Source organism: Streptomyces sp. NPDC088733 (assembly GCF_044751185.1).
Lineage (GTDB): Bacteria > Actinomycetota > Actinomycetes > Streptomycetales > Streptomycetaceae > Actinacidiphila.
Map to the genome: position 1 here is coordinate 15,691 of NZ_JBIVLH010000008.1, position 25,007 is coordinate 40,697.

A 25,007-nucleotide genomic window follows, 5' to 3' on the forward strand; every position below is an offset into this window, starting at 1 on the left:
GCGGGATGAGCCTGCCATGGACCACCCGCGGCCTCAACATCCCGTAGGCGGACCGCAACGACCGGAGGAGCCGAAGTCCGGCGATGGCCAGTGCCCGGAGCTGCCACAAGAAGCCGGCGAGACTCGCCACGTGAGACGACGGCTTAGATTGAGTGCATGTCAGATACCCAGGAGGTACGAGCGAAGCCGTCTGCTCACTCGGTCAAGGTGGGAACCGGGACTTTGGCCGGGCCTGCGCGAAACTCGGTGGGCGGCTGGCCCTACCTCGACGAGGGTCAGGAATGGCCGGCGTGTTTCTGCGGAGAGCGGATGGCTCTGTTCTTCCAACTCGACATCCCACGAGGTGTGGAAGCATTCGGCGGAGACCATCTGCTGGTCTTCTACTGCCGCGTACACAACGAGGTAGCGGACCCGCCCAGCGCCGGCGGCCGACTGGTGCCCCGCTACTGGGCCGCTCCACAGCCGTCCGAACCAGCCCCCTTCTGGCGCATCCTGCTCCAGCGGCACGCCACACTGCCGACGGCCGAACCAGACCCGTCCCTGGTGCCTTTGCCACTGACATTGCAGGCTTTCGAGGACACCCCCAACGCGCGGGGGCTCGGGGCGCAGACATCCAAGGTCGGTGGCGCATCGTCATGGGCGCAGTTCCCGGAGTACTACCGCTGCGCGTGCGGCGCGGATCTGGTGTATCTCTGCCAGGTGCCGGAGGACATGGAATTCGCCGTCCACCCGGGTCAACCGGAACAGCCGGACGGTGGCGGCGGCCCCGACACCTACGGGCTCTTTCTGGGCAACGAGGTCTATATTCTGGCCTGTCCCGACCACTGCGACCCGGCGGCCGCCTGGCCGGTCAACCAGAACTGACAGCGCAGCGCCGGCGGGCCCAGACAAGGATCAGTCCATGCGTGGAAGCACCAGGATCCGCCTGATAGAGCCCACCGATGCCGGCCCGATCGCCGCGCACCGGGTGCGGGACGTCGAGGCTTTCCGGCCGTGGGAACCGGACCAGCCGGCCGACTTCTTCACCGCGGAGGGCCAGGCGGAACGGATCGACAGGCTGCTGGCCGAACACCGGGCCGGCAGGGTCTGGCCGGGCGTGGTGCTCGTCGACGACCTGGTCATCGGACAGATCACCGTCGGAGGCATCCTGCCGCAGCCGCACCTCCGCCGCGGTTCCCTCGGGTACTGGATCGGCAGCGTCGCCCAGAACCAAGGCCACGCCGGGCACGCCGTCGGCCTCGTACTCCGGGTGATGACGGAAGAACTCGGTTTGCACCGCGCTGAGGCGTCCACCAACCTGGAGAATCTTCCGTCGCAGCGGGTGCTGCGCCGCAACGGGTTCAGCCCGTACGGCGTCGCGCACTCCTCGATCTTCCTCGACGGCAGTTGGCGGGACGCGCTGCTGTGGGAACGGGTCCTGGGTGACTGACCGATTCCCCCATGACCGTTGTCGAGCGTCCAGGGTGGTCTTGAGTCAGGAGTCCATCTCCCAGTAGAGGGCTCCGGCCTGGGCGAGGGGTTCCCATGCGGGATGGCGAGTGCTTGGCACTCTCGGAGCGGCCCCATCGGGCCGTCAGCGGTTCGAGACCTCTTGCGCCAGGCGTGTGAGCATGCCGGCGACGGGGCGTCGCATGGAGGCGAGGCATGCGGCACTGATGTACACGGCCACGACGGCCTCCAGCAGGTCTTCCTCGACGGTCGTCCAACGGGCCAGGTAGTACACGTTCAGGACGACCACGATCGAGAGCACCGCCGCTGCTGTCCAACGAGGCGTACGGGCGGCGACTCGGGGGAGACCCAGCACCGCTGCCGCGCGCAACATGAGCAGAGCGGTCAGCATGGCGCCGGTGATGAGCATGTACTGGTTCGCGGTGGTCGAACAGTCGGTCTGTGTGCCGACCGCTTCCCATTCGCACATCACCCGGCCGGCGCCGAGCGCTGTGCCCCAGAAGAACCGGACCCCTACGGCCACTTCGACCACCACCAGCACGGAAGCGATGAGAAGGAGGACCCTGTGCATCCCACGGTCCCCTGCCTTGGCGTGCGGTTCGTGTCGCATGGGCTGATCATGCAGCAAGCCGCCGCGGATTGCGTCATCGAGGACGGGACGGCCCTGGCCGGTGGTTGCCCGAAACGGGTTGCCGTTGCCCCGCGGCGTGCGGTGACATTCCGGCATGAGCAGAATCGCGCAGGTCATCGTGCTGGCGACGTACGAGGACGAGGTCATGGAACCGCTGACCCGGTGGGACGACTCGCGCAGTTGGACGGGCAGGTTCGAGCCGCTCGGCCTGTTCGTCGGCGGGTGGGTCATCGAGTTCTACAGTGAGCGGCCGCGCTCCGGACTGCTCGAGCACCTGGAGTCGCTTCCATGGACCAATCCAGGGAGCGTTCAGGTGCTGATCCACGACGAGGAGGACGACTGCTTCGGCCTGTGGATGATCCACGACGGCAGGCTGGTCGAGGTGCCGCTGCCACGCACGCAGAGGTTCCACGCGCCGGTGCGCGACAACGACAACGCACCGAGCCCCGGGGTGTTGTGCCGGACGGACGCGGACGGGGCAGTGCCGGCGCATTTCTCGACAGAGCGCCAGGATCCGCGACCGGCCTGGTGACGACGCTTTGGCGGGGGAGGAGGCAACGTGAGTCGGAGGCGGTACGTGCCCAGAGGAGTGCCGGGCGGTTATCGCATCTGGGACAACAAGGGACGCCGGTGGTGGGGCGACCTCTACCAGCTGTGCCCTGATGATCTCGTCGCCGCACTCAGCGGCGGCGCGAACCACGAGAGGATCACCGCTCTCCTCAAGCACTACCGGGCCCTGAAGCGGTAGCCGCTCACTCCGCCCCACGTCCGGGGGCGGTACGGCCGCGGACGAAGGCGGCGCGCAGGGCGTGGTAGGGCGCCCGGGGGTCGGAGAAGGTGGCGCGCATACGGGCGAGCTCCGCGTCGCGGTAGGCGGACAGGGGCTTGATCGCCTCGCGTCGTTCGAGGTCGGCCTTCTTGCCGGCGACGCGGGCCTGGGCCGCGGAGGTACCGGCCAGGCGGGCGGCCAGCCGTGTCACGTCGGCACCGAAGTCCTGCGGCCCGCACATCAGCAGCCGGTCGACAAGGCCGAGCCGCATGGCCTCCGTGGCGCCGACCGGCATGGCCCGTTCGGTGAGCCGTCGCGCCGTGCCGGGGCCGACGCGCTGGGGCAGGGAGTACGTCCAGTACTCCGAGCCGTACAGCCCCATCAGGCGGTAGTGCGGGTTGAGGACGACGCCCTGGCGGCACCAGACCTCGTCCGCGGCCAGGGCGAGCATCACGCCTCCGGCGCCCGCGTTGCCGCCGAGCGCCGCGACCACGAGGCGGTCGGTGGTGGTGAGGACGGCCTCCACGAGGTCGTTCATGGCCGTGATGTTGGCCCAGGACTCCGCGGCGGGGTCCGCGGCGGCCTCGATGGTCTTGAGGTCGATGCCGTTGGAGAACACGTCCCGGCCGCCGCCGAGCACCAGCACCGAGGTGGGCCGTGCGCAGGCGCGCCGGTACGCCGTCAGGAGCCGCCGGCACACCTCGGTGGACAGGGCGCCGCCGGGGACGGAGAACGAGAGCACGCCCGCGGCCCCCTGCTCGCGGTAGCGGATGTCGGTCCAGTCGTCCTCGTCCGCCTCCTGGGCGGGGACCTCGGGGAGGGCCGGCAGCAGTGCGCCGAGCGCGGTGACCGCGGGCAGGGCGAAGGTCGCGGGGCCGCCGGGGGAGCGAGCGGCGCGCAGCCGCGGGATCCACACCGCGCCGTCCGAGGTCGCCCGGCACACCGCGCCCGCCCGGGTGGCGAGCAGCTGCCCGGGTCCGCCGCGCAGCCGCTGCTCGGGATGGCCGCCGTGCAGGAACCAGGGGGCGCCGAGCAGTTCGTCCCGTACACCGGGGCGGGAGTCGGCCGCGCGCAGCTTGCGCAGGACGGTGCCGGTGGTGTCGCGGGCCCAGTCGATGCGGCGCTCGTCCTGGGTGACGGCCGGCCGGGTGCGGACGTGCGGGCGGACCGCCGGGTCCGTCTGCGACCGCGGGAGGTACGCACCGGAGGCGACCCGGTCGACCGCCAGCAGGACGGCCTCCATGGCGGCGTCGGAGACCTCCCCGCGGTACAGGTCGCTCTTGCCGACCGGCGGCACGGAGCAGCCGACGGAGGCCCAGATCGCCCCGGCGTCCATCTCGGCCTCCGCCTGGAGGACCGTCACGCCCCAGGTGGCGGCGCCCTCCTGGATCGCGCGGTCCAGGGAGGCCGGGCCCCGGTCTCCCGTTGGCCCGGGGTGGACGACCAGGCAGGTGCGGCCGGTGAAGACGTCCGGCGGGATCGCCGTCCTGAGCATCGGCGCGATGACGAGCTCCGGCTCGTAGCGTGCCACCGCCGCGCGCAGCGCGTTCTCGTCCGGGGTCACCTCGACGGCGACGCTGTGGCCGAGTTCCGTCAGTTCCACCAGGGCCCGCTGGGTCAGGCTGTTGAACGCAGAAGCCACCAACAGGATGTGCATCCGTACCTCCCGGCCACCCGGCACGGTCGGGGAGCGCCAGGACTCTTGGGAGCGATGATGCCCGGCTCGCGGGCGCCGCCCGGTGCGGCCCGGCCGGGGCGTCACCCGATCGGCCAGAACCGGCTATTGACGCGGACGCATCAAGTCGATAGGTCTATACCAGATACTTTGGTACAGACCACATTGGTGCCTGTTCCCGCCTGTGGAGGCATGGATGCGAAGAACTCTGGCCCTGGTCACCGCGCTCGTCGGAGCGCTCGTCCTGCTCCTCGCCCCGCCCGCCGCCGCGGCCACGCCGACCGCGGCCTTCGTGAAGACCTCGACCTGGGACACCGGTTACCAGGGGCAGTACACGATCACCAACGGCGGCACCACCACGCTCAACGGGTGGACCGTCGAGTTCGACCTGCCCTCCGGGACCACCGTCGGCTCCTACTGGGACACCCTGCTCACCCAGAGCGGCAGCCACTACACCTTCAAGAACCGTGACTACAACGGCACTCTGGCCCCCGGCGCCACCGCTGCCTTCGGCTGGGTCTCGGCCGGCACCGGCGCCCCCACCGGCTGCAAGCTCAATGGCGGCTCCTGTACGGGCGGTGGCGGCGGCTCCGACACCACCGCGCCCAGCGTCCCGACCGGTGTGACGGTCGGCTCGGCGACGAGCTCGTCCCTCACCGTGCGCTGGACCGCCTCCACGGACAACTCCGGCAGTGTCGCCGGCTACGAGGTCTCGCGGGACGGCGGCACGCCCGTGGCCGTGACCGGCACCTCGTACACCGCCACCGGGCTCCAGGCGAGCACCGCCTACGCGTTCCGGGTGCGGGCCAAGGACGCGGCCGGCAACACCTCCGCGTACAGCACCGCCGTCAGCGGGACGACCGCCTCCGGCGGCGGCACCAACCCGCCGCCCGGCGGTGTGCGGACCGCGCCCTACATCGACATGGGCGCGTGGCCGACGCCCAGCCTCACCGCCATGTCCTCGGCGAGCGGTCTGAAGAGCTTCACCATGGCCTTCATCACCGCCTCGTCCTGCAAGGCGATGTGGTTCAACGCCTACGACCCGCGCGCGGCGTGGGGCAAGGACCAGATCGACGCCATCCGCGCGGCCGGCGGTGATGTCAAGATCTCCTTCGGCGGTGCGTCGGGCATCGAACTGGCCCAGGCGTGCGGCACGGTCGACGCGCTGTACAACGAGTACAACGCGGTGGTGAATGCCTACGACCTGACCTACGCGGACTTCGACATCGAGGGCGCGGCCACCGCCGACCCCGCCTCCGTCGCCCGCCGCTCCCAGGCACTGGCCCGCCTCCAGCAGGCCCACCCCGGGCTGCGGATCTCGCTCACCCTGCCCGCGCTGCCCGAGGGGCTGACGGACGACGGGCTGTCCGTCGTGCGCTCCGCGCGGGACGCGGGGGTCACCCTCGACGTCGTCAACATCATGGCGATGGACTACTACCGCTCGGTCGACTACGGCGACGCCGCCGTCCAAGCCGCCAACAGCACCTTCGCCCAGCTCAAGTCCCTCTACCCGGCCAAGAGCGACGCCCAGGTGTGGGCCATGACCGGCGTCACGCCGATGCTCGGCCAGAACGACGACGGCCGCATCTACGACCAGGCCGACGCGCGCCAGCTGGTCGGCTTCGCCCAGGGCAAGCACCTGGGGATGCTGGCCTTCTGGGAGATGACGCGCGACCGTAATGCCTGCAACGGCGCGCTCTACATGTGCACGAACATCGCGCAGTCGCCGTACGAGTTCTCGAAGATCTTCGCGGGCTACAGCGGCTGACGCCGTGCCGGCGGCCGTCGCGGCCGCATCGTTCACTGCTCCATCGGGCCGTCATCGCGTACAAGACGCGGTGGCGGCCCGCTGCTTTCCGGCCGATGTGGAGATGATGTGTCGGGCCGTGAAGGCGCTTTCACCGAGTTCCCGGCTCCGCTGAGTCCTTTCATCCGGCGCCCAGCCCCGCCCCAAGTGCGACACAACGGATAGTGCACAGTGTGAACAATCGGTGACCGAAAGTTGCGGAGCGATGTGACGCGGACGTGTCCGATGCACAAGACTCCGGGACGTCCGATTACCGGAGCGAGGGCCGAAGGAGTGTTCGCTATGCGGTTCAGTGCGGTGAGTGCCTGTCTGGCCCTGGTGGCGGCGGTGGGTTCGGCGGGCGTGGCGACCGGCACCGCGGAGGCGCGGCCGGCCGGTGCGACGAGCCTGTACGCACCTTCCGCCGTGGTGCTGTCCGTGGGCAAGGGCGAGGATCCGGCCACGGCGACCATGCAGCGCACGGTGGTCCTGCGGTGCAGCCCCAGTCCGTACGGCGACCACCCGGACCCGGTGTCCGCCTGCGCGGAACTCAGGTCGGTGCAGGGGGACTTCGCGGCGCTGACCGCCGGGCCCTCGGGTGTGAGCTGCACACGTATCTGGGATCCGGTCGTCGTCACGGCGGACGGGGTCTGGGAGGGCCGGCGTGTCACCTTCAGTCGTGCGTTCGGCAATGCGTGCATGTTGCGCGGCAGTGACACACGCGGTGTCTTCGCCTTCTGACGGACCGTCGGGCGGGTGGTGACGCCAAAGGTGTGACCCAATGGCCACGGGGTTCACCGTGGGGGAGAGCCCTGTGAGGGGCGGCCGACTCGTGGGACGGAGTCGGCCGCCCCTGATTTTTTGTGCGCCGGCGTTGAGTGTGCACGGCAATTTCCTTTCGTTCGCGGGGGCTTGACGCGGCATTGGTCTAGTCCTACCGTCATCCGTCAATCGCAGCGTTCATGGGTGAGTACCCTGTTCACTCCTGTGAACGCGCCGTCTCCTGGGAAGGCGTCCCCCACATGTCCTTCACCCCTCGCGGCCTCCTGTCCAAGGGAGTCCTCGCCCTCAGCGCCGCCCTCGTGGCCGCACTGCTGTCAGCGGTCCCCGGCACCGGCCGCGCCTCGGCGGCACCGGCGGCCTTCACGCACCCCGGCGTCCTGGTCAGCCAGTCCCAACTCGACTTCGTCCGCGGCAAGGTCCAGGTCGGCGCGCAGCCCTGGAAGGCCGCCTACGACCAGATGATGGCCTCCCCCTACGCCTCGCAGTCCCGGACCCCCAAGCCGCGTGCGGTGGTCGAGTGCGGCTCGTACTCCAACCCCAACTACGGCTGCACCGACGAGCGCGAGGATGCGATCGCGGCCTACACCAACGCGCTGGCCTGGTACATCACCCGCGACAGCAGGTACGCGCAGAAGGCGATCCAGCTCATGGACGCCTGGTCGGCCACCATCACCGACCACACCAACAGCAACGCGCCGCTGCAGACCGGCTGGGCCGGCTCGGTGTGGCCGCGGGCCGCGGAGATCATCCGCTACTCGTACGGCAACTGGCCGAACGTGAACCGCTTCGCGACCATGCTGCGCAACGTCTACCTCCCCGAGGTCATCAACGGCTCCAAGAGCAACGGCAACTGGGAGCTGAGCATGATGGAGGCCGCCGTCGGCATCTCTGTCTTCCTCGACGACAAGGCCTCGTACGACAAGGCCGTCACCCGCTACCTCAACCGCGTCGCGGCGTACGTCTACCTCGACACCGACGGCGCGCTGCCGAAGACCGTGCCCGGCAGCGGACTCGACACCCGGGACGAGATCGTCGGCTACTGGCAGGGCCAGTCCACCTTCGTGACCGGCCTGACCCAGGAGACCTGCCGGGACTTCACCCACACCGGCTACGGCATCTCCGCGATCTCCCACGTCGCCGAGACCAGCCGCATCCAGGGCCAGGACCTCTACCCGCAGGTCGGCGAGCGGCTCCGGCAGGCGCTCGGGTTCCAGTCCAAGTACCAGCGGGGTGAGGCCGTGCCGTCCTGGCTGTGCGGCGGGCACCTGAACCTCGGACTCGGACCGGTGACCGAGGTCGGCTACAACGCGATCCACAACCGCCTCGGCTACGCCATGACCAACACCCAGGCGCTGACCGAGTCCCAGCGCCCCGCCGGCAGCAACAACCTCTTCGTCGCCTGGGAGACGCTGACCCACGGGGATAACCTCTCGTGAACCAGTAGAGGTGATCGGCGGCGGAGGGGTCAGGGCCATGGCGGCTGTACGTGTGGAGCGCAGCGGACCCGTCACGACGGTGGTGCTCTCGCGCCCGGCGGCGCGCAACGCCGTCGACGGTCCCACCGCACGTGAACTTGCCTCCGCCTTCCGCGAGTTCGACGCCGACCCGCGCGCCTCCGTCGCCGTGCTGTGGGGCGACGGCGGCACCTTCTGCGCGGGTGCCGACCTCAAGGCCATCGGCACCCCGCGCGGCAACGAGGTGACCGACGTACGGGACGAGGGGGACGGCCCGATGGGCCCGACCCGGATGCGGCTGGGCAAGCCGGTCATCGCGGCGATCTCCGGTCACGCGGTGGCCGGCGGCCTGGAGCTCGCCCTCTGGTGCGACCTGCGGGTCGCCGAGGAGGACGCGGTGCTCGGTGTGTTCTGCCGGCGCTGGGGCGTGCCGCTCATCGACGGCGGCACGGTCCGGCTGCCGCGCCTCATCGGCACCTCGCGGGCGATGGACCTGATCCTGACGGGCCGTCCGGTCGACGCGGCCGAGGCGTACGGCATGGGCCTGGTCAACCGGGTCGTCCCCGCGGGCGGCGCGCGTGAGGCGGCGGAGCGGCTCGCGGCGGAGATCGCCGCGTTTCCGCAGACCTGTGTACGGCACGACCGGCTGGCCGTGCTCGACGCCGAAGGGCTCCAGGAGGGCGCGGCTCTCGCCGCGGAACTGCGGCACGGCCGGATCTCGCTCGCGGAGGCGGCCGAGGGTGCGGCCCGCTTCGCCGCGGGCGCGGGGCGGCACGGGACCTTCCGGCAGGACGAGCCGGGCACGACTTCCTGACGCGCGGTGTCCTGACACGGGAGGTCCTGCGGAGGGCTGTCGTCGGCCGTGGTCGCCCGTCGGCCCGGGCCTTGCCCTCGGCCCGTGGCGGCCGCCGGACCGCAGGTCACCGTCGTGGCACGTGCCCGTCACCGCATCGATCGTGCTCACCATCACCGTCATCACCTTTCCCGCCCTTCTGGCCTTTCCGGCCTTTACGACCCTTCTGATATGGCACACCACCGTTCCGCCCCGTCGCGTTGCCCGCCGGGCGGGAATTGACCCGATGCGGTGACAGGCCGGGACGAGGGGGCCGCGCTGACGGGGCGCAGGCGGCCCCCGCAGGTCCGGCCCCCCCCCGCAGGTCCGGTCCGGTCCGGTCCGGTGCGGTCCGGTCCCGGTACGCGGCCACGGCCTGGCCGTGCGTGACAACGGCGCTGCCGCCGGGGCGGGATGGCACCGGTGCCCGCCGTCCCTCGTCGCGGAGCCCCCGTGACCGGGGCGTGCGGGGTGGCTGGTTCCTGTGTGTGGGCTGTGTGTGCCCTCTGGACAACGGAATGTCATGAGCACTTAAATCTGGCTCCGTTTCACCTCCCCACCGCGCATGCGCCTCCGCGCACGTCCCCGCGACCCGAGGAGCAGGATGCAGCACACAATGAGACGCGCCGTGACCGCGACCGCCGCGACCGTCGGCGTCACCGCCCTGACCGCGGCGCTCCTGGTGCCGTCGGCCGCGTCGGCGGACCACCGGAACCTCCCCTCGCGCGCCACCGGCGTGGCCCGTGCCGACGCGGCCGTCAGCCTGCCGGCCGGGCAGGGGCGCACCGTCCGCGACGTCGTCACCGACTCCGACGGCGCGCAGCACGTCCGCTACGACCGCACCTACCGCGGACTGCCCGTCCTGGGCGGCGACATGGTTGTGCACCTGGCCCCCGGCGGTGCCTGGGCGGGAACGCAGCGGGCCACCGGCGCCGACCTCGCCGTGCCGAGCGTCACGCCCGCCGTACGGGCCGCCACCGCCGCCGACCAGGGTGTGGCGGCCCTGCGCTCGGCCCACCGCGGCACGGCCTTCCGGCAGGCCAAGGCCAAGCCCCAACTGGTCGTCGACGCCCTGCACGGCACGCCGCGCCTGGCCTGGCGGACCACCGCCGTCGGCCTGGACAGCCTTGGCAACCCCGCCGCCCGCGTCATTGTCACCGACGCCCGCACGGGCGCCCGGATCGACGCCTGGGACGCCCTGGAGACCGCCGCGGGCGACGGCGCGTCCCTCTACGGCGGCAACGTCCCCCTGGAGACCACCCTCAGCGGCAGCAGCTACCAGCTGAAGGACCCGACCCGGGGGAACACCTACACCGGCGACGCACAGAACAAGACGGACCTGTGCCTCTTCGGGATCTGCTTCTCCCGCGCCCCCGCGGTGCTGTTCACCGACGCCGACAACCACTGGGGCACCGGCACCACGGCCGACCGGGCGACGGCCGCCGTCGACGCCCAGTACGGCACCGACGAGACCTGGGACTACTACAAAACCGTGCACGGCCGGAACGGCATCGCCGGCGACGGCAAGGGCTCGTACAACCGCGTCCACTACGGCAGCAACTACAACAACGCCTTCTGGGACGACAGCTGCTTCTGCATGACCTACGGAGACGGCGACGGCACCACCTTCGGGCCGCTCGTCGCCCTCGACGTCGCCGGTCACGAGATGTCCCACGGCGTCACCTCGCGCACCGCGGCACTCACCTACTCCGGCGAGTCCGGCGGCCTCAACGAGGCCACCTCGGACATCTTCGGCACCCTGGTCGAGTGGTCCGCGGGCAACACCTCCGACCTCGGCGACTACCTCATCGGCGAACGCATCGTGAAGCCCGGCTTCGGCAAGGCGGCGCTGCGCTTCATGGACAAGCCGTCGAAGGACGGCAGTTCGGCCGACTGCTGGAGCTCCGGCGTCGGCAACCTGGACGTCCACTACTCCTCGGGCGTCGCCAACCACTTCGCCTACCTGCTCGCGGAGGGCAGCGGGGCCAAGACGGTCAACGGCGTCAGCTACAACAGCCCCACCTGCAACGGCTCCACGGTGGGCGGGATCGGCCGCGACAAGCTCGGCAAGATCTGGTACCGGGCACTGACGGTCTACATGACCTCCGGCACCACCTACGCGGGCGCCCGCACCGCCACCCTCAAGGCCGCCGCGGACCTCTACGGCGCGTCCGGCGCCGACTACGCCGCCGTGGGCGCGGCCTGGTCCGCCGTCAACGTCAACTGAGCCCCCGCACAGCCACCGGACCCCGCCGTACCGGCCCGCACCAGGCCGGTCCGGCGGGGTCCCGGCATACTGTGCGCGTGACGACGACGACCGACGCGGCGGCGGCCGTGCGCGAGCACGTGCGGGCCTTCAACGCCCGTGACGTGGACGGCCTGCTGACCGGTTTCACCGAGGACGCCGTGTGGATCACCGGCAGCACGACGGTGCGCGGTCGCGCCGCACTGAGGGAGTTCTTCGGCGAGGCGATGCGCGGGCTCCTGCCCACGCTGGAGGTACGGGACCTGATTGTCGAAGGCACCCGTGCCGCCTGCCAGATGACCGAGACCCTGACCTACGGTGGTGAGACGCGGTCGTACCCGATCGCCGCCTTCTATGTGCTCCGCGACGGCCTCGTCGCCGCAGCCAAGGTCTACCGCGAGGGCAGCGCGGACGTCGTCTGAACCGCCATGCGACGCGCACGGTTCGCGTGGCACCCGCGCCGCGGAGAGCCGGCGCCGTTCCCGGAGGAGGCGCACCATATGGACGTCGTCGGCTGGCTCCTGGACAGCGACCCGGCGATCCGCTGGCAGGTGATGCGGGATCTCACCGACGCTCCCGAGGCGCAGGTCGCGGCCGAGCGGGCCCGCGTCGCGCGCGAGGGCTGGGGCGGGCGGCTGCTGTCCCTCCAGCTGCCGCACGGCCAGTGGCCCTCCGCGGTCCCGGCGTTCCCTTCCGGGGACGAGGAGAAGTGGTGGCTCGCGCTCGGACCCGCGCGGCAGGGGACCCTGTTCCCCGGGTGGACGTCCACGACCTGGAGTCTGGTGCTGCTGCGGGCCTTCGGCGCCGGACCGGACAGCGCGACGGTGCGCCGCGCGGTCGGTCTGGTGCGCGGCAACGTCCGGTGGGAGCACGACGGCGAGCCGTTCTTCTCCGGGGAGGTGGAGCCGTGCATCAACGGCCGGACCGTGGCGCTCGGGGCCTGGTTCGGCGTGGACGTCGCACCGGTCGTCGAGCGGCTCCTCGGCGAGCAGATGGCCGACGGCGGGTGGAACTGCGAGCAGGAGAACGGCTCCACCCGGGGCTCGTTCCACACCACGATCGAGGTACTGGAAGGGCTGCTGGAACACGAGCGGGCGGTGGGAGGCGATCCCGACGCCGCCGCTGCCCGGCTCCGCGGCCAGGAGTACCTGCTGGAGCGGCGGTTGTTCCGGCGGCTGTCGACCGGCAGGGCCGTCGACCGGGACCGCAAGACCGGCGGACCGGCCGCCTGGACCGAGTTCTCCTACCCGCCCTTCTGGCACTACGACGTGCTGCGCGCTCTCGACCATCTGCGCGCGGCAGGAGTCACCCCCGACGACCGGGTGGCCGAGGCGATCGATGCGGTCCGGTCCAAGCGCGGTGCGGACGGCCGCTGGCCGCTGGAGAACCCGCATCCCGGCGCGCTGCACTTCCCCCTCGACGAGGGGGCGGGGAAGCCGAGCCGGTGGAACACCCTGCGGGCCCTGCGCGTGCTCCGGTGGTACGAGCAGGCCCTGGAGTAGACCCGCCGGGACCACCGGTACGGCGTGTGCGGCCCGCCCGCTCGCGCGGGCGGGGCGCGGTCAGAGGTCGAGCAGGTGGATGCGGCGCCGGGAGGACGGGGAGGTGCCCAGGGTGATGGCGGGGCGGGGGCGGCTGCCCGGGACGGCGCGGTCGAGGCGGACCCGGCCGCCGAGTTCGACCAGGCCGTGCGGCTGGGGGGCGGTGAGGATCTGGGAGCCCCGGCCCTGCGTGATGTTGAGGGAACGATTCAGCCGGTCCGTGAGGAGCAAGGCCGCGGAGCCGGAGGCCTCGACCTCGGCGGGGCCGGCGGGACGGCCGGGGAAGCCGCGGGCGCGGACGCGGCCGGCGGCCTCGTCCTCCCAGGCCCAGGCGTACAGCCATTCACCGGGGGGCGGCACGGGGAGCGTGTCGACCTCGCGGGGCGAGGCGTACTGGCGCAGGGTCCGGCTCCTGGCCCATTCGGGGCTGGCCTCGACCCAGTTGAACTCCCCGTCGAGCCGGACGCCCAGCTCTCCGGCGGGGGTGATCAGCTCGGGCGCGTCCAGCAGCCAGGCGGCCGCGAGCGAGGCCGAGCCCGCGAAGGGGAGCCGGCTGCCGGGGATGCGGATGTCGACGACCCCGCGCTCGCTGTCGTCGACGAAGACCGTCTCGGGAAGGCCCGACTGCCGGGCGAAAGTGGCGCGTTCGGCCTCGTTGGCGGCGGCGTCCTCGTCGCGGACGACGGCGACGCGGTTGCCCAGGCCGCCGTCGGGTGCGCAGAAGACGCGGACTATGTCATATCCGGAGTGCATGGCTCAGACCTCGGCGAGCGTGGGGACGGGAGCCGGGCGGTCGAGCGCGGCGGACTGGAGCGTCGTGATGCGCTCGATGACCAGGATCAGCAGGACGGCGGCGGCCGCCATGAGTGCCTCGGTGACCACGAGCCCGGTCATCGACCCCGGGGAGATCTGGGCGACCGCGGTGAGTGCGAGCCCGTGCCCCACCCAACCCGCCCACCAGAGGCCCACCAGCGTCGTGTCGCGCTTCCTGTCCCACACCGGGGAGCTCGCGCGCCCGATCGCCAGGACGTGCTGCAGCGGGACGAAGAGGTTGACCAGGGGGACGAACCACGCCCAGGTCACCCAGCCGCCGGTCGGCACCTCGGCCTCGGGGGACAGTTGCAGGGCGTTGCGTCGGGCCCTGGCGAGCCACATCAGGAAGAGCACGGCCGACAACGTCATCAGCCAGATGAAGATCTGAGTGCCGAGGATCGAGTCCTGCGGCGGCTCGTCCTGCTGGGACACCAGGTGGGGCACGGTGTGTTCCCGGAGTTCCAGGGCGCGGAAGACGTCCGCGACGGCAGTCGCGGCTGTCGCCGTCTGTGCGGCCCGGGCGAGCAGCCGGGGTGCCTTGCGGGGAGGTGCTGTCATGGTCGGGGGGCCTGCTTCTCAAGGGCGTGCGCGGAGGCAGCGGACACGGGGGCGGAGTGATCATAGGGTGTGATCGCCCTGCGCTCCGACGAGTTGGGGGTCCCGGACCGCACGCGGCCCGGGACCCCTCCTGGTCAGGGCTATGTCAAGGGCCGGCAATACAGTGCGTCGGGTGTACGCGAGGAGCCGATACGCCCGGTGAAGGCGAGGCCGGCCGCGTACTCGCCGTCCGCGCACTGGCCCTTGTAGTTCCCGTACGCGAAGTCGCCGCCCTTGGCGGAGGCCGGCCGGTTGTCCCCGCGGTCGAACCACACCGTGCGGCCGCCCGTGCCGAGGGAGGTACGGGCGACGGCGCACAGGACGCTGGAGACGGCAGCGCCGCGGACGGCGTAGCCCACCATGAAGTCGCCCTGCGGGCACTGGTACTTGGTGTACCCCGAGGCCCAGTCGCCGCCGGATGCGACATACCGTTCGTCGGTCACGGCCTCGTACGCGCCGGAGGCGGCCCACAGGTCGCCCGCGCCGGTGTCGGTGCACAGCCCGCGGTTGCCGGTGTGGGCCACCCCGACCAGCCGCTGGCCGTCGGGGCAGGCCGCCTTGCGGGCGCCGGAGTCCCAGTCGGGACGGGCCCGCAGGCGCAGGCTCTGCACGAAGTCGCCGTGGTCGGGGCTGAGCATCGACCAGCGGGGGACGGGGTCCACGCGGCCCGTCCTGCCGGGGGCGGTGATCAGCCGGGTCCAGGCGTCGGCGCGCCAGTCGTCGCCGTCGTACAGGCCCATGCGGTGCCCGGCCGCGTCCCAGTGGAGCAGGGCCCAGCCGTTGCCCCGGCGGTTCTCGTGCCAGCCGACGAGCGGCCAGTAGGCGAAGTCGGCGTCCGTCTGGATCAGGAAGTCGGTGAAGTTCGCGAACCAGGCGCGGGTCCTCTCACTGGTCTCGTCGCGGCCCCCGACGCCGAACTCGCTGATCCACAGCGGTGCGGTGAAGTGCTGGTCGGGGGTGGAGGGGACGTAGAAGGCCTGGCGGCGCAGCTCCGCGTACAGGTCGTCGCGGGAGAGGTCGCTGTAGCGCGGGTCGTGGGTCTCGCCGATCCCGGTGGCGCCGCTGTGGCGGGGGCCGGTGTAGCCGTAGAAGTGCGCCGAGTACACCAGCTTCCCGGACCGTACGAGGGTGTGGGACAGCCGCTGGACGGGTTCCAGCGTCGGGCGGTCGTGGGGGAAGCCGTCGATGGGCAGACCGGTCCAGTTGATGCCCTCGACGATGATCAGCAGATCGGGGTCGGCCTCCTGGAGGATGCGGTCGCCCAGGTGCTGGGAGGCGGCGAACCAGTCGTGGTCGTCTCCGAGGCCCCAGTTGGGGTCGTCCAGGACCGAGCGGCGGACCTCGTTGTACAGGTCGGCGCCGACGACGCGGGGGTTGTCGCGGTAGCGGCGCACCATGAACAGCCAGTCGGTCTCCCAGGCAGCGGTGGACTGCGAGGCGTTCCAGCGTTCGTTGCCGTCCACGCCGCAGCACCAGCGGGTGGTGTTGGTGTGGTTGTTGAGGATCACGGCGAATCCCGCGTCGGTGAGCGCCCGTACGACGGCGTCGTACACCTCGAGCGGTGTCCTGCCGCGCAGTTGCGGATTGGCCGCGACGGAGGCGTCGGTGACGGGGGCGGTGTCGTGGATCATCTCGTCGGAGAAGGGCAGCCGGACGCTGTTGATGCCCAGTTCGCCGAAGCCCGCGAGGATCTCGGCGATCGGGGCGCGGTCCAGGCCCAGCGGCATGCGGCCGGAGTCCTCGCCCGCGTGGTGGTTCGCGGGGTCGGCGACGTCGCCGGAGCCGTTCCAGGTGCCGCTGGCGCCGTGCCAGTTGCCGGACCTGAGCTTGAAGCGGTTGCCGTCGGCGTCGACGATCCAGCGGCCCCGGGTGCTGAGCGGCGGGGTCCACGACGCGGCGAGGGGGGTGGCGGGTGCGGCGGCTGCGGTCACCGCGGCTGTCCGTACGGGGGCCGCCGCCGCGGCCGGGGTGAGCAGTGCGACGAGCGTGGCGAGGGCTGCGGCCGCCGCGAGGAGAGGGCTGCGTACATGTGTCCTCCCCATGGCTACGGCACCACGGTGTAGCCGTTGAGCTGGTCGACCGCCGACTGCGGCGAGCCCAGGTCGTAGCGGTCCACCGCCACGTAGTTCGGCTTCTTGCGGGCGGCCGGTTCGCAGAAGTTCTGGATGCGGTTGAGCAGCTTGCTGTTGTCCGTGGTGGCGGTACCGGCGATGGTCGCGTCCCGGAAGTGGTTCATGACGTAGAGCGGGTGGAAGGCGGTTTCCTCGCGGGTGAGGGGCACGTTGGCCCCCGCGCCGTACCAGCGGCTGTAGCACGACCAGTCGGAACCGCCCAGGCCCGAGCCCATGGACCAGTAGTTCTCGACGGTCCACTCCTGCTGGTACATCACGCCGAAGCTGTCGCGGGTCAGGCCCCCGGAGTCCGCGGCGCGGGTGCGGTCGGTGAAGATCATCAACTGCTTGCCGCGGGCGGCGAGATCGGCCGTCCTCGGCCAGCCGTGCTCGCGCACGCCGTCCTGGTCGGGCCGGTACAGGACGTCCTGGAGGCCGTTGACGCGGGCGAGTTCGGAGCGGAGCACGTCGGCGGAGACGTAGTCCTCCAGGAAGACGGTGGCGAACTGGCCCGGGTGCGCCTTGAGGAAGTCCACCATGCGCTGGACGTCCACCCACAGCGCGACCGGGCGGCTGACCAGGGTGCAGCTGTCGTGGCACAGGATCGCGCCGTCCGGGGTCTGGTGGATGTCCATCATGAAGCCGCGCACACCGTCGTCGAGCTGCTGCACGATGCCGCGCGACTGGTTGGGGAAGAAGTTCACGAACGGCGGGGCGAAGCCGCCGTCGACGCCGTTGGCGTAGGCGTTGTGCGCGGTCAGGAAGGTGACCTGGTCGAGGGTGCGCCGGTCCGCGGGCGGCATCGCGGCCCGGGGGAGCGGTGCGGCGGTCAGGTACCAGCGGGCGAGGGGGCCGTCGGCGCCGATCTGCGGGAGCTCGGGGTGCACCCCGCCGGCGGGGGCGGCGCCGAGGGCGAGGCGGTCGGCGGTGCCGGGGACACCGAGGGCGTACGTGCCGGGGTCCGCGGCGGTCACCTGCCACACGGCGCTCGGGCCGCCGCAGGCCACGATGGCGGCCTGGGCGCCGGACCGTCCGAGGCAGTGGGTCGCGTCGTCGGTGCTGCGCAGTTCGTGACCACCGGGTACGGCCACGGCCGTCCACTGCTGGTGGTCCTCGTTGCCCTTGGGGCGGTGCAGGGCCACGGAGCCGCCGCTGTCGGACGCGTTGAGGCCGTTGACGGCGCTCTGCACGTACAGCGGGCCGCCCGGTACGGCGGCGGTGGCGCCGGAGGCCTGCGGGAGCGCGGGAACGGTGATCGCCGCGAGGGCGGCGGCCACGGCGCACGCGCGGGCAAGGTGGGGGGAGCGGAGACGGTCTCTCCGAGGGTAAGTCATGGGCATGACATACCATCACGCGCGCTTGCCGGGAAAGCACGCGAGGCGGCGGGCATCGGACCGCCCGCGACGCGACGGGGCGGGTTCGTCCGGGAGTCGGTGGGGATTCACCCGCCGCGGACGGATGCCTCGGGGGCGGGCAGCGCACGGCCGGCGACGGCGGCGAGGCGGTCCGCACGGCCGGGGGCTCCTGTCGGGCGGCGACGCCATCCGCGGGCCGCCGCCCCGCTCCTGGCGCACGAAGCGGCGGTCGCGGCAGGCGTACCGGGGAGAGCCGGCGTGCCGCGGATCGCGTGCGTCGACGCGGCGCGCACCCCCGCCTGTCCCGTCGCGCCGGCACACACGGAGCACCCCCGGCCGGGGGCCGGGGGTGCGGGGTAGCCGTACCAACAACGAGAGGGACGCAGGCTAGGCCTCGGCCTCCCGGTTCTCGGGCCGGCGCTGCTGGTCGGTGCTCCGCCGGCCGGCCCCGTTGTAGCGTCGGCGGTCGGGCGCGGGGGAGAGCGTCGGCGGCTGGGGGGCCATCCAGGCGCCGGCGGCCGACTCCTCCGAGTCGAGCACGTCCTCGCCGTAGAGGGCCTGGAGCCAGTTGGTGTGGTAAACGGTGTCGAGGTACCGCTCGCCGAGGTCGGGGGCGATGGCGGCGGCGGTCAGGCCGTCGGGCGCCTCCTGCCGGCCGAACCACTCCATCGCGCCGCTGACCACCGTCCCGGTCGAACCGCCGAACAGGAAGCCCTTCCTGGCCATGCGGTGGCAGGTGCGGATCGTCTCGGCCTCCTCGACGAGGACGACCTCGTCGACGAAGGACTCGTCGAGCAGCGGTGGCCGCACCCCCATCCCCAGACCGGGGATCATCCGGCGTCCCGGAGGCCCGCCGAACGTGATCGAACCGACGCTGTCCACCGCGACGATGCGCACCGGGCGGTGCCACTCCCGGAACCAGCGCGCGCAGCCCATCAGGGTGCCGGTGGTGCCGGCCCCGACGAAGAGCACGTCCAGCTCGGGGAACTGCCGGGCGATCTGCGGCGCCGTCGTGCGGTAGTGGGCCCGCCAGTTGCCCGGATTGGTGTACTGGCTGAGCCAGACGTACCGGTCGTCGGAGGCGCAGAGCGCGCGGACGTAGTCCAGCCGCGCCCCGAGGAAGCCGCCGTTGGCGTCCAGCCCGGCGATGACGTGCACCTGGCTGCCCAGGGACTCCATCAGCAGCCTGGTGGACAGGTTGCAGCGCGAGTCGGTGACGCACAGGAAGCGGTAGCCCTTGCTCGCCGCGATCATGCTCAGCGCCACGCCCAGATTCCCGGACGACGACTCGACCAGGATCGAATCCGGGGTGAGAAGTCCCTCGCGCTCCGCTGTCTCCACCATCTCGACGGCCGCTTTGAGCTTGATCGAGCCGGCGAAATTGAAACCCTCGCACTTCAGGTAGAGCGAGCGCCCGAAGATCGGCCGCAGGTCGACATAGAGATCAGCCTCGTTGAAGGCGTGGGGGGCGGAAATGATCGGCACGACGGCCTCCTCATCTGCACGGGGAACTGTTCTTCGCGGCGTGGCGCATAGACCTCCTCACTGGGCGAGCCGCCTCATCCGTACCGCCTGAGTTCATGGAAGAAGTCGTCGACGACGGTCAGTTCCCCGGAGCGGACCACCTGGTCGTAGACGAACTTGCCGACCGCGAGGTCGAGCACACCGAGGCCGAAGGGCGAGAAGACGACCGTGCGGTCCGCCGGCACCGCCACCCGACCGGCCAGGACGTCGTCGAGGGTGCCGTGCAGGAAGTCCCGCCCCCCGGTGAGCTGTTCGGCCAGGTGAGGGGAGGTGTCGGCCTTCAGGCAGTGCTCGACGTCGTCGACGATGTTGAAGGAGTCGAGCACGATCTCCGGCGCGAGGTCGCGCAGCGACACGTGCAGCACCACGGGGTGGTGGGCGAACCAGGACCGCTCGGAGACGTGGGGCCGGCCGGCGACGGTGGCGAACACCACCAGGTCGCTGGAGCGGATCACCTGCTCCGCGCTGTCGTACCGGGTGACGCGTCCGGCCGCGCCCGACTGCTCCAGGTAGCCCTGGAAGCCCGCCGCGCTGTCGGCGGACAGGTCGTGCACGCCGATCTCGTCGAACGTCCAGCCGGTGCCGGCCAGATAGGTGTGCACGTAACGGGCGATCAGTCCCGTGCCGATGAACCCCACGCGCGCCGGGCGGGGCCGGCCCCGGCTGAGCCGGTCGGCGGCGAGGGCCGCCAGCGCGGCCGTCCGGGTGGCGCTGATGATCGAGCTCTCCAGGCAGGCGAACGGGTAGCCGGTGGCGTGGTCGTTGAGGATCAGCACGGCCGAGGCCCGCGGGATGCCCGCCGCCACGTTCTCCGGGAAACTGGAGATCCACTTCAGGCCGTCCACCCGCAGGTCCCCGCCGATCGAGGCGGGCAGCGCGATGATCCGGGAGGTCGGCCGGTCGGGGAAGCGCAGGAAGTACGAGGGCGGGTTCACCGAGTCGCCGGCGCCGTGCAGCCGGTAGGCGGCGCCGACCAGTTCGGTGATCTCGTTCTGGCGTCCCTGGAGTGCCCGGTGCACCTGGCCGCCGGGGATCACCGCGAACGACGGCACCGCGGCCGGCCCGCGGGGCGGCGCGGCCGGTTTCGGCGTGGGGGCGACGGAGTCGAGGGCGGTCATCCGGCTCCCACCTCCACGGTCGGGGCGCAGTCGGCGAGGCGCACCGCGTCGGCCATGCCGACCAGCACCTCGCGCGGACCCGAGAAGGGCTCCCGGCTGTGCGCCGTACGGATGTTGTCGACGAGCAGCAGGTCGCCGGAGTGCCAGGGCTCGCGCACGGTGTGGGCCTCGTACACGCCGTTGAGCAGCCGCACGACGTCCTCGCCGACCGGGTCGCCGCCGCCGAAGCGGGTGTTGAACGGCAGGCCGTCGGCGCCGTAGACGTCCAGCAGGTACTCGCGCACCTCGGGGTCGAGCGTCCACTCGTTGAGGAACGCGACCTGGTTGAACCAGCAGCGCCGACCGGTGAGCGGGTGCGTGACGACGGCGCTGCGGCGCTGGCGGGTGCGGAGCGTGCCGTCGGGCTGCCACTCGAACGCGATCGCGTTGGCGCGGCAGTAGGCCTCCACCGCGGCGCGGTCGTCGGTGCCGAAGGCCTCGGCGACCGTCGCACCGATCTCGTCGTTGTAGCTGCGGGTGAGCAGCCAGCCCTCGCGTTCGAAGCGCCGCACCAGTTCGGCCGGCAGCGCGTCCAGCACGGCGGGGGCGTCGGCCACGGCGGTGGCGCCGCCCTCGTCCGGTGCCTGGAGGCAGGCGAACATCATCAGGCCGGGGAACTCCAGCGTGTAGCTGAGTTCGTGGTGCATGCACATGGGCTGGTTCTGCGGCCACTTGGTCGAGGAGTACACGCCGCCCGGGTGGGACTGCCGGGGTGCGAAGGACTCCCGTTCGGTCATCAGGCCGGCGGTGAGCCCGGTGAACACCGCGCCCGTTCCGGCCGCGTCGCGGAGCCCGAGGCCCCGGACCAGGACGGAGCCGTGCTCGGCGACGACGCCGCGCAGCGTGTCGCGGTGCGCGGCCGCCCAGGCGGCGGCGCCTTCGGTGGGACGGGCCTGGAGCAGGGGCGGCGCTGTCGGGCGCAGCTCCAGGTCGAGCACGGAGGGCGGGGACGGTGAGGTCGACAAGTCGGTCTCCTCTCGGATGCCGGTCACGGTGTGGCCGGCAGGGGGACGGCGCGCAGGACGGCGGCCGCGGCCGCCTCGGGACAGGTGCGCAGGAAGTAGTGGCCGCCGCCCGCGATCTCGTGCAGGTCGACGTGCGCGGCCAGCCGGCGCCACTCGGGGTAGCGGCGCCGGTGGTCCGCCGTGCGCGGGTCGTCGTCGGCGACGACCACGACGACGGGCACCGCGAGCCGGGCGGGCCACGGCTTCTCCAGTGCGTGGGCGAGGTAGCGGTGCGCCGAGACGCAGTCGTGCCGGAAGGCGGCGGCGACGTGGCCCGCCCGCGCGGGGTCGAGTTCGCCGAGTTCGGGATGGCCGCCGTGCCCGCTGAGCACCACCGCGAGCTCGGCGTCGCCGAGCGCGGTCAGCTCGGCGATCTCGGCCCGGCGGCCGGCGGCGTCGCCGAGCAGCTGCGCGGCGAGGAACACGCGGTGGACCTCCACCCCGCGCTCCCGCAACCGCCGCGCGGTCTCCAGCGCGTAGGCCGCTCCGGAGGAGTGGCCCCACAGCATGACCGGACCCGGCCCGCGTCCGGCGACCTCCTCGGCCACCTGCTCGACGACCTGCGTCATCGGGGCGAACGGCTCGCCGTCGGCTGCCGGGTCGTGGCCGGGCAGCTCGACCGCGAGGACGGCGGGACCACCGTTCCCCAGCGCCCTGGCCATCGGCTGGAAGTTGACCGCGTTGCCGCCCGCGTACGGGAAGCAGACCAGCACACCGGCGCGCGCCGGGTCGCCCGGATTCAGCTGCTGCAGCAGGCCGGCGCGCCGGGCCGAGCCGCCGGTGGCCCCCGCGCCCAGGAGCCCGGCGAGGTCGGCGAGCACCGGGTGGCGGGTGACGTCCTTCAGCGAGACGGCGCGGTCGAGCAGGATCGCCATGCGCACCGCGGCCAGCGAGGTGCCGCCGCGCTCGAAGAAGTCGTCGCGCCGGTCGACGCGGTCCTCGGGGACGCCGAGCACCTGCGCCCAGGCGGCCGCCAGCCGCCGCTCGTCGGGGGTGCGGGGCGCGTGCCGCTCGTCGTCGGGCACGTCCAGTTCCCCGGCGAGTACGGTGAGCGCCTTGCGGTCGATCTTGCTGTTCGCCGTGAGCGGCAGGGTCGCGCGCCAGTGGAACGCCGAGGGGATCATGTACGCGGGCAGCGACCTGCCCAGCCGCTCGCGCAGGGCGGCCGGTTCGACCGGCTCCGGGCCGCTGTGGAAGGCCACCAGCCGGGCGCCGCCGTCCGCCCCGTCCACGACCACCACCGCGCCGTCGCGGACGCCGGGGACCCGCACCAGGGCGTTCTCGATCTCGCCGATCTCGATGCGGAAGCCGCGCACCTTGACCTGGCTGTCCTGGCGTCCCAGGAACTCCAGGGTGCCGCCCGGGTGCCAGCGGCCGTGGTCGCCCGCCCGGTAGAGCCGGCGGCCCGGGCGGTGCGGGTCCTCCAGGAACGACTGCCGGGTGCGCTCGGGGTCGTTGACGTACCCGCGGCCCACGCAGACCCCCGAGAAGACGATCATGCCGGGGGCGCCGAGCGGCACGGGGGACAGGTGCTCGTCGACGACGTAGACGTCCACGTTGCGGACGGGCGGGCCGAGGGGCACCCAGTCGGTGTCCGGCGGCCGGTGCATGACGGCGTGGTTGGTGTCGTCCGAGGTCTCCGTCAGGCCGTACGCGTTGACCAGCGCGGTCCCGGGCCGCGCCGCGAACCAGCGCTGCGTCAGCTCCTTCTTCAGGGCCTCGCCGGTGACCGACACGCAGCGCAGGTCCGGCAGGTCGCGCGGCCGGCGTTCGAGCGCGGACAGCACGACCTCCAGGTACGACGGCACGACCTGGAGCACCGCGACCCGGCCCTCGGCGATCCGGTCGAGGAACCGGTCCGCGTCCAGGATCACGTCCTGCTCGACGATGAGGGTGCGGCCGCCGGTCAGCAGAGCGGCGACCAGCTGCCACAGCGAGATGTCGAAGCACTGCGGCGCGGTCTGGGCGACCGTCCGCCCCTCGGCGATCCCCAGGTCCTCGATCTTGGCCAGCAGGTGGTTCAGGAAGCCGGCGTGCTCGCACATCGCGCCCTTGGGCTCACCGGTGGAGCCGGAGGTGAAGTAGATGTACGCGAGCTGGTCCGGCGTGACCGGGACACCGAGGTCGCCGCCGGCGTGGTCCTCCTCGTACGCCGTGCCGACGAGCATCTTGCGGACCCCGGGCAGCGCGGGCAGGGCCGCGTCGAGCGTGGCCGTGCTGCCGGGCTCGGTCACCACGAGCGTGCTGCCGGCGCGGGAGAGCACGGCGGCGATGCGCTCGGCGGGGAAGTGCGGCTCGACGGGCAGGTAGACACCGCCGGCCTTGAGGATCGCCAGCACGGTGGCCATCCAGTCCAGGTTCCGTTCCGTCACCACCGCGACCACGCCCTCGCGGCGCAGGCCGCGCGCGAGCAGGGCCCGGCCCAGCCGGTTGGCGCGCGCGTTGAGCTCCCGGTACGTCCACTGCCGGTCGCCGTGGACGGCGGCGACGGCGTCCGGGTGCGCGCGGACCCGCTCCTCGAACAGCTCGTGGAAGGGCCGGCGGGGCAGCTCCCGGCGCGGTCCCGCCATCTCCTCCAGTTGCAGGTGGAGTTCGGCAGGGGACAGCAGGCTCTGCCGGCCGTGCCCGGCGTCGGGCCCGTCGGCCATCAGCCGCAGCGCGGCCAGGTGGTAGCCCGCGATCCGGGCCGCGCTGTCCGCGTCCAGCACATCGGTGCGGTAGCGCAGCCGCAGCCCGCGGGGCGTGCCCTGCCCGGTGACACCGGTCCACAGCACGGTGGTCCCGGGCAGGACGGCCCCGGCCTCGTCACCGGTGGGGTCGAGGACGGTCTCGTACGCGGGCCCCGCGAGCCCGAGTTCGCGGCGCAGGGCGTCGAGGTCGACGTCCTGGTGCGCCGCCACCTCCGACGCGGCGCGGTGCGCGTCCTGCGCCAGGGCCCGCCACGTCGCGTGCCGGGCGGTCAGTCGGCAGGGCAGCGGCGGCGTCCCCTCGCCGGCGACCCAGCCGGTGGTCACGTCCTGCTCGCCCGAGAGTGCGGCCAGCACCTTGGCGTGCGCGGCCAGGAGGATCGAGCCCAGGGGAACGCCCAGTTCGCCGGTGAGCCGGCCCAGCGCCGTGACCAGGTCGGCGGGGAAGCCGGCCTCGTACGTGGCGAGGCCCGGCGACGGATCCGCGGTCCAGCGGGGGACCGCGGTGAAGCCGCCTGCTGTGAGCACACCGCGCCAGAACTCCCGGCCGGTGTCCGCTGCTGTGTTCATCGGGGCGTTCCTCCACTCACCGCT

22 protein-coding genes are annotated in these 25,007 nt (G+C 72.4%); 12 read left to right on the top strand and 10 right to left on the bottom strand.

Going from position 1 to position 25,007, the window contains the following annotated elements; genetic code table 11:
* Positions 1-309: 309 nt before the first annotated feature.
* Positions 310-864, top strand: coding sequence for a hypothetical protein (locus ACIP64_RS16420; protein WP_401586579.1), 555 nt, complete (start codon positions 310-312; stop codon positions 862-864).
* Positions 865-901: 37 nt separating this feature from the next.
* On the top strand, positions 902-1,429 hold the full coding sequence (locus ACIP64_RS16425; RefSeq protein WP_401586582.1) for a GNAT family N-acetyltransferase: 528 nt from the start codon (positions 902-904) through the stop codon (positions 1,427-1,429).
* 144 nt (positions 1,430-1,573) lie between these two features.
* Here ACIP64_RS16425 and ACIP64_RS16430 read toward each other — a convergent pair whose 3' ends face one another.
* Positions 1,574-1,990, bottom strand: a complete 417-nt coding sequence (locus ACIP64_RS16430; protein WP_401586584.1) for a hypothetical protein — start codon at positions 1,988-1,990, stop codon at positions 1,574-1,576.
* Positions 1,991-2,174: 184 nt separating this feature from the next.
* On the opposite strand from ACIP64_RS16430, the gene ACIP64_RS16435 reads away from it, so the two are divergent.
* Together ACIP64_RS16435 and ACIP64_RS16440 are read left to right on the top strand one after the other, a co-directional pair.
* Complete coding sequence (locus ACIP64_RS16435) at positions 2,175-2,612, top strand: hypothetical protein (protein ID WP_401586587.1); 438 nt, start codon at positions 2,175-2,177, stop codon at positions 2,610-2,612.
* 27 nt (positions 2,613-2,639) lie between these two features.
* Entirely contained in the window at positions 2,640-2,828 is a 189-nt protein-coding gene (locus tag ACIP64_RS16440) for a hypothetical protein (protein WP_401586590.1), read from the top strand.
* Between the two features lie 4 nt (positions 2,829-2,832).
* Here the strand turns inward: ACIP64_RS16440 and ACIP64_RS16445 are convergent, their stop codons facing one another.
* A complete protein-coding gene (locus tag ACIP64_RS16445; protein ID WP_401586593.1) occupies positions 2,833-4,506 on the bottom strand; it encodes a hydrogenase maturation protein in 1,674 nt (557 codons plus the stop codon).
* Positions 4,507-4,720: 214 nt separating this feature from the next.
* Here ACIP64_RS16445 and ACIP64_RS16450 point away from each other — a divergent pair, with 214 nt between their 5' ends.
* From ACIP64_RS16450 to ACIP64_RS16485, 8 genes are all read left to right on the top strand, one after another.
* A complete protein-coding gene (locus tag ACIP64_RS16450) occupies positions 4,721-6,292 on the top strand; it encodes a cellulose binding domain-containing protein (RefSeq protein WP_401586595.1) in 1,572 nt (523 codons plus the stop codon).
* Between the two features lie 321 nt (positions 6,293-6,613).
* The gene (locus tag ACIP64_RS16455; RefSeq protein WP_401586598.1) at positions 6,614-7,051 is read left to right on the top strand and encodes a subtilase-type protease inhibitor; all 438 of its coding nucleotides are present in this window, start codon (positions 6,614-6,616) and stop codon (positions 7,049-7,051) included.
* 281 nt (positions 7,052-7,332) lie between these two features.
* Positions 7,333-8,529, top strand: a complete 1,197-nt coding sequence (locus ACIP64_RS16460) for an alginate lyase family protein (protein WP_401586601.1) — start codon at positions 7,333-7,335, stop codon at positions 8,527-8,529.
* A 37-nt stretch (positions 8,530-8,566) separates the two neighbouring features.
* Entirely contained in the window at positions 8,567-9,361 is a 795-nt protein-coding gene (locus ACIP64_RS16465; protein ID WP_401586603.1) for a crotonase/enoyl-CoA hydratase family protein, read from the top strand.
* A gap of 121 nt (positions 9,362-9,482) precedes the next feature.
* The gene (locus ACIP64_RS16470; RefSeq protein WP_401586605.1) at positions 9,483-9,635 is read left to right on the top strand and encodes a hypothetical protein; all 153 of its coding nucleotides are present in this window, start codon (positions 9,483-9,485) and stop codon (positions 9,633-9,635) included.
* Between the two features lie 348 nt (positions 9,636-9,983).
* Positions 9,984-11,606, top strand: coding sequence for a M4 family metallopeptidase (locus ACIP64_RS16475; protein ID WP_401586607.1), 1,623 nt, complete (start codon positions 9,984-9,986; stop codon positions 11,604-11,606).
* Positions 11,607-11,683: 77 nt separating this feature from the next.
* Positions 11,684-12,046, top strand: coding sequence for a nuclear transport factor 2 family protein (locus ACIP64_RS16480; RefSeq protein ID WP_401586609.1), 363 nt, complete (start codon positions 11,684-11,686; stop codon positions 12,044-12,046).
* Positions 12,047-12,124: 78 nt separating this feature from the next.
* Positions 12,125-13,126, top strand: coding sequence for a hypothetical protein (locus ACIP64_RS16485; RefSeq protein ID WP_401586611.1), 1,002 nt, complete (start codon positions 12,125-12,127; stop codon positions 13,124-13,126).
* Between the two features lie 60 nt (positions 13,127-13,186).
* Here the strand turns inward: ACIP64_RS16485 and ACIP64_RS16490 are convergent, their stop codons facing one another.
* The 8 genes from ACIP64_RS16490 to ACIP64_RS16525 all read right to left on the bottom strand — a co-directional run bounded on the left by ACIP64_RS16490 (position 13,187) and on the right by ACIP64_RS16525 (position 24,983).
* A complete protein-coding gene (locus tag ACIP64_RS16490) occupies positions 13,187-13,918 on the bottom strand; it encodes a PhzF family phenazine biosynthesis protein (RefSeq protein ID WP_401586614.1) in 732 nt (243 codons plus the stop codon).
* Between the two features lie 3 nt (positions 13,919-13,921).
* Entirely contained in the window at positions 13,922-14,536 is a 615-nt protein-coding gene (locus ACIP64_RS16495) for a DUF4328 domain-containing protein (RefSeq protein ID WP_401586617.1), read from the bottom strand.
* Between the two features lie 140 nt (positions 14,537-14,676).
* On the bottom strand, positions 14,677-16,617 hold the full coding sequence (locus ACIP64_RS16500; protein ID WP_401586619.1) for a glycoside hydrolase family 5 protein: 1,941 nt from the start codon (positions 16,615-16,617) through the stop codon (positions 14,677-14,679).
* Positions 16,618-16,619: 2 nt separating this feature from the next.
* Positions 16,620-18,020 carry a PI-PLC domain-containing protein gene (locus ACIP64_RS16505; RefSeq protein WP_401586621.1) on the bottom strand — a complete coding sequence of 467 codons (1,401 nt, stop codon included), beginning with the start codon at positions 18,018-18,020 and terminating at the stop codon, positions 16,620-16,622.
* 408 nt (positions 18,021-18,428) lie between these two features.
* Positions 18,429-19,526: a 2,3-diaminopropionate biosynthesis protein SbnA gene (sbnA, locus tag ACIP64_RS16510; RefSeq protein ID WP_401586623.1), complete on the bottom strand. Its 1,098-nt coding sequence runs from the start codon at positions 19,524-19,526 to the stop codon at positions 18,429-18,431.
* A 74-nt stretch (positions 19,527-19,600) separates the two neighbouring features.
* Positions 19,601-20,683: a 2,3-diaminopropionate biosynthesis protein SbnB gene (sbnB, locus tag ACIP64_RS16515; RefSeq protein WP_401586626.1), complete on the bottom strand. Its 1,083-nt coding sequence runs from the start codon at positions 20,681-20,683 to the stop codon at positions 19,601-19,603.
* On the bottom strand, positions 20,680-21,687 hold the full coding sequence (locus tag ACIP64_RS16520) for a TauD/TfdA family dioxygenase (RefSeq protein ID WP_401586628.1): 1,008 nt from the start codon (positions 21,685-21,687) through the stop codon (positions 20,680-20,682). The genes sbnB and ACIP64_RS16520 overlap by 4 nt, the downstream gene beginning before the upstream one ends.
* 23 nt (positions 21,688-21,710) lie before the next feature.
* Positions 21,711-24,983 (bottom strand): amino acid adenylation domain-containing protein, encoded by a 3,273-nt coding sequence (locus ACIP64_RS16525; protein WP_401586631.1) that lies wholly within the window; start codon positions 24,981-24,983, stop codon positions 21,711-21,713.
* Between the last annotated feature and the right edge of the window lie 24 nt (positions 24,984-25,007).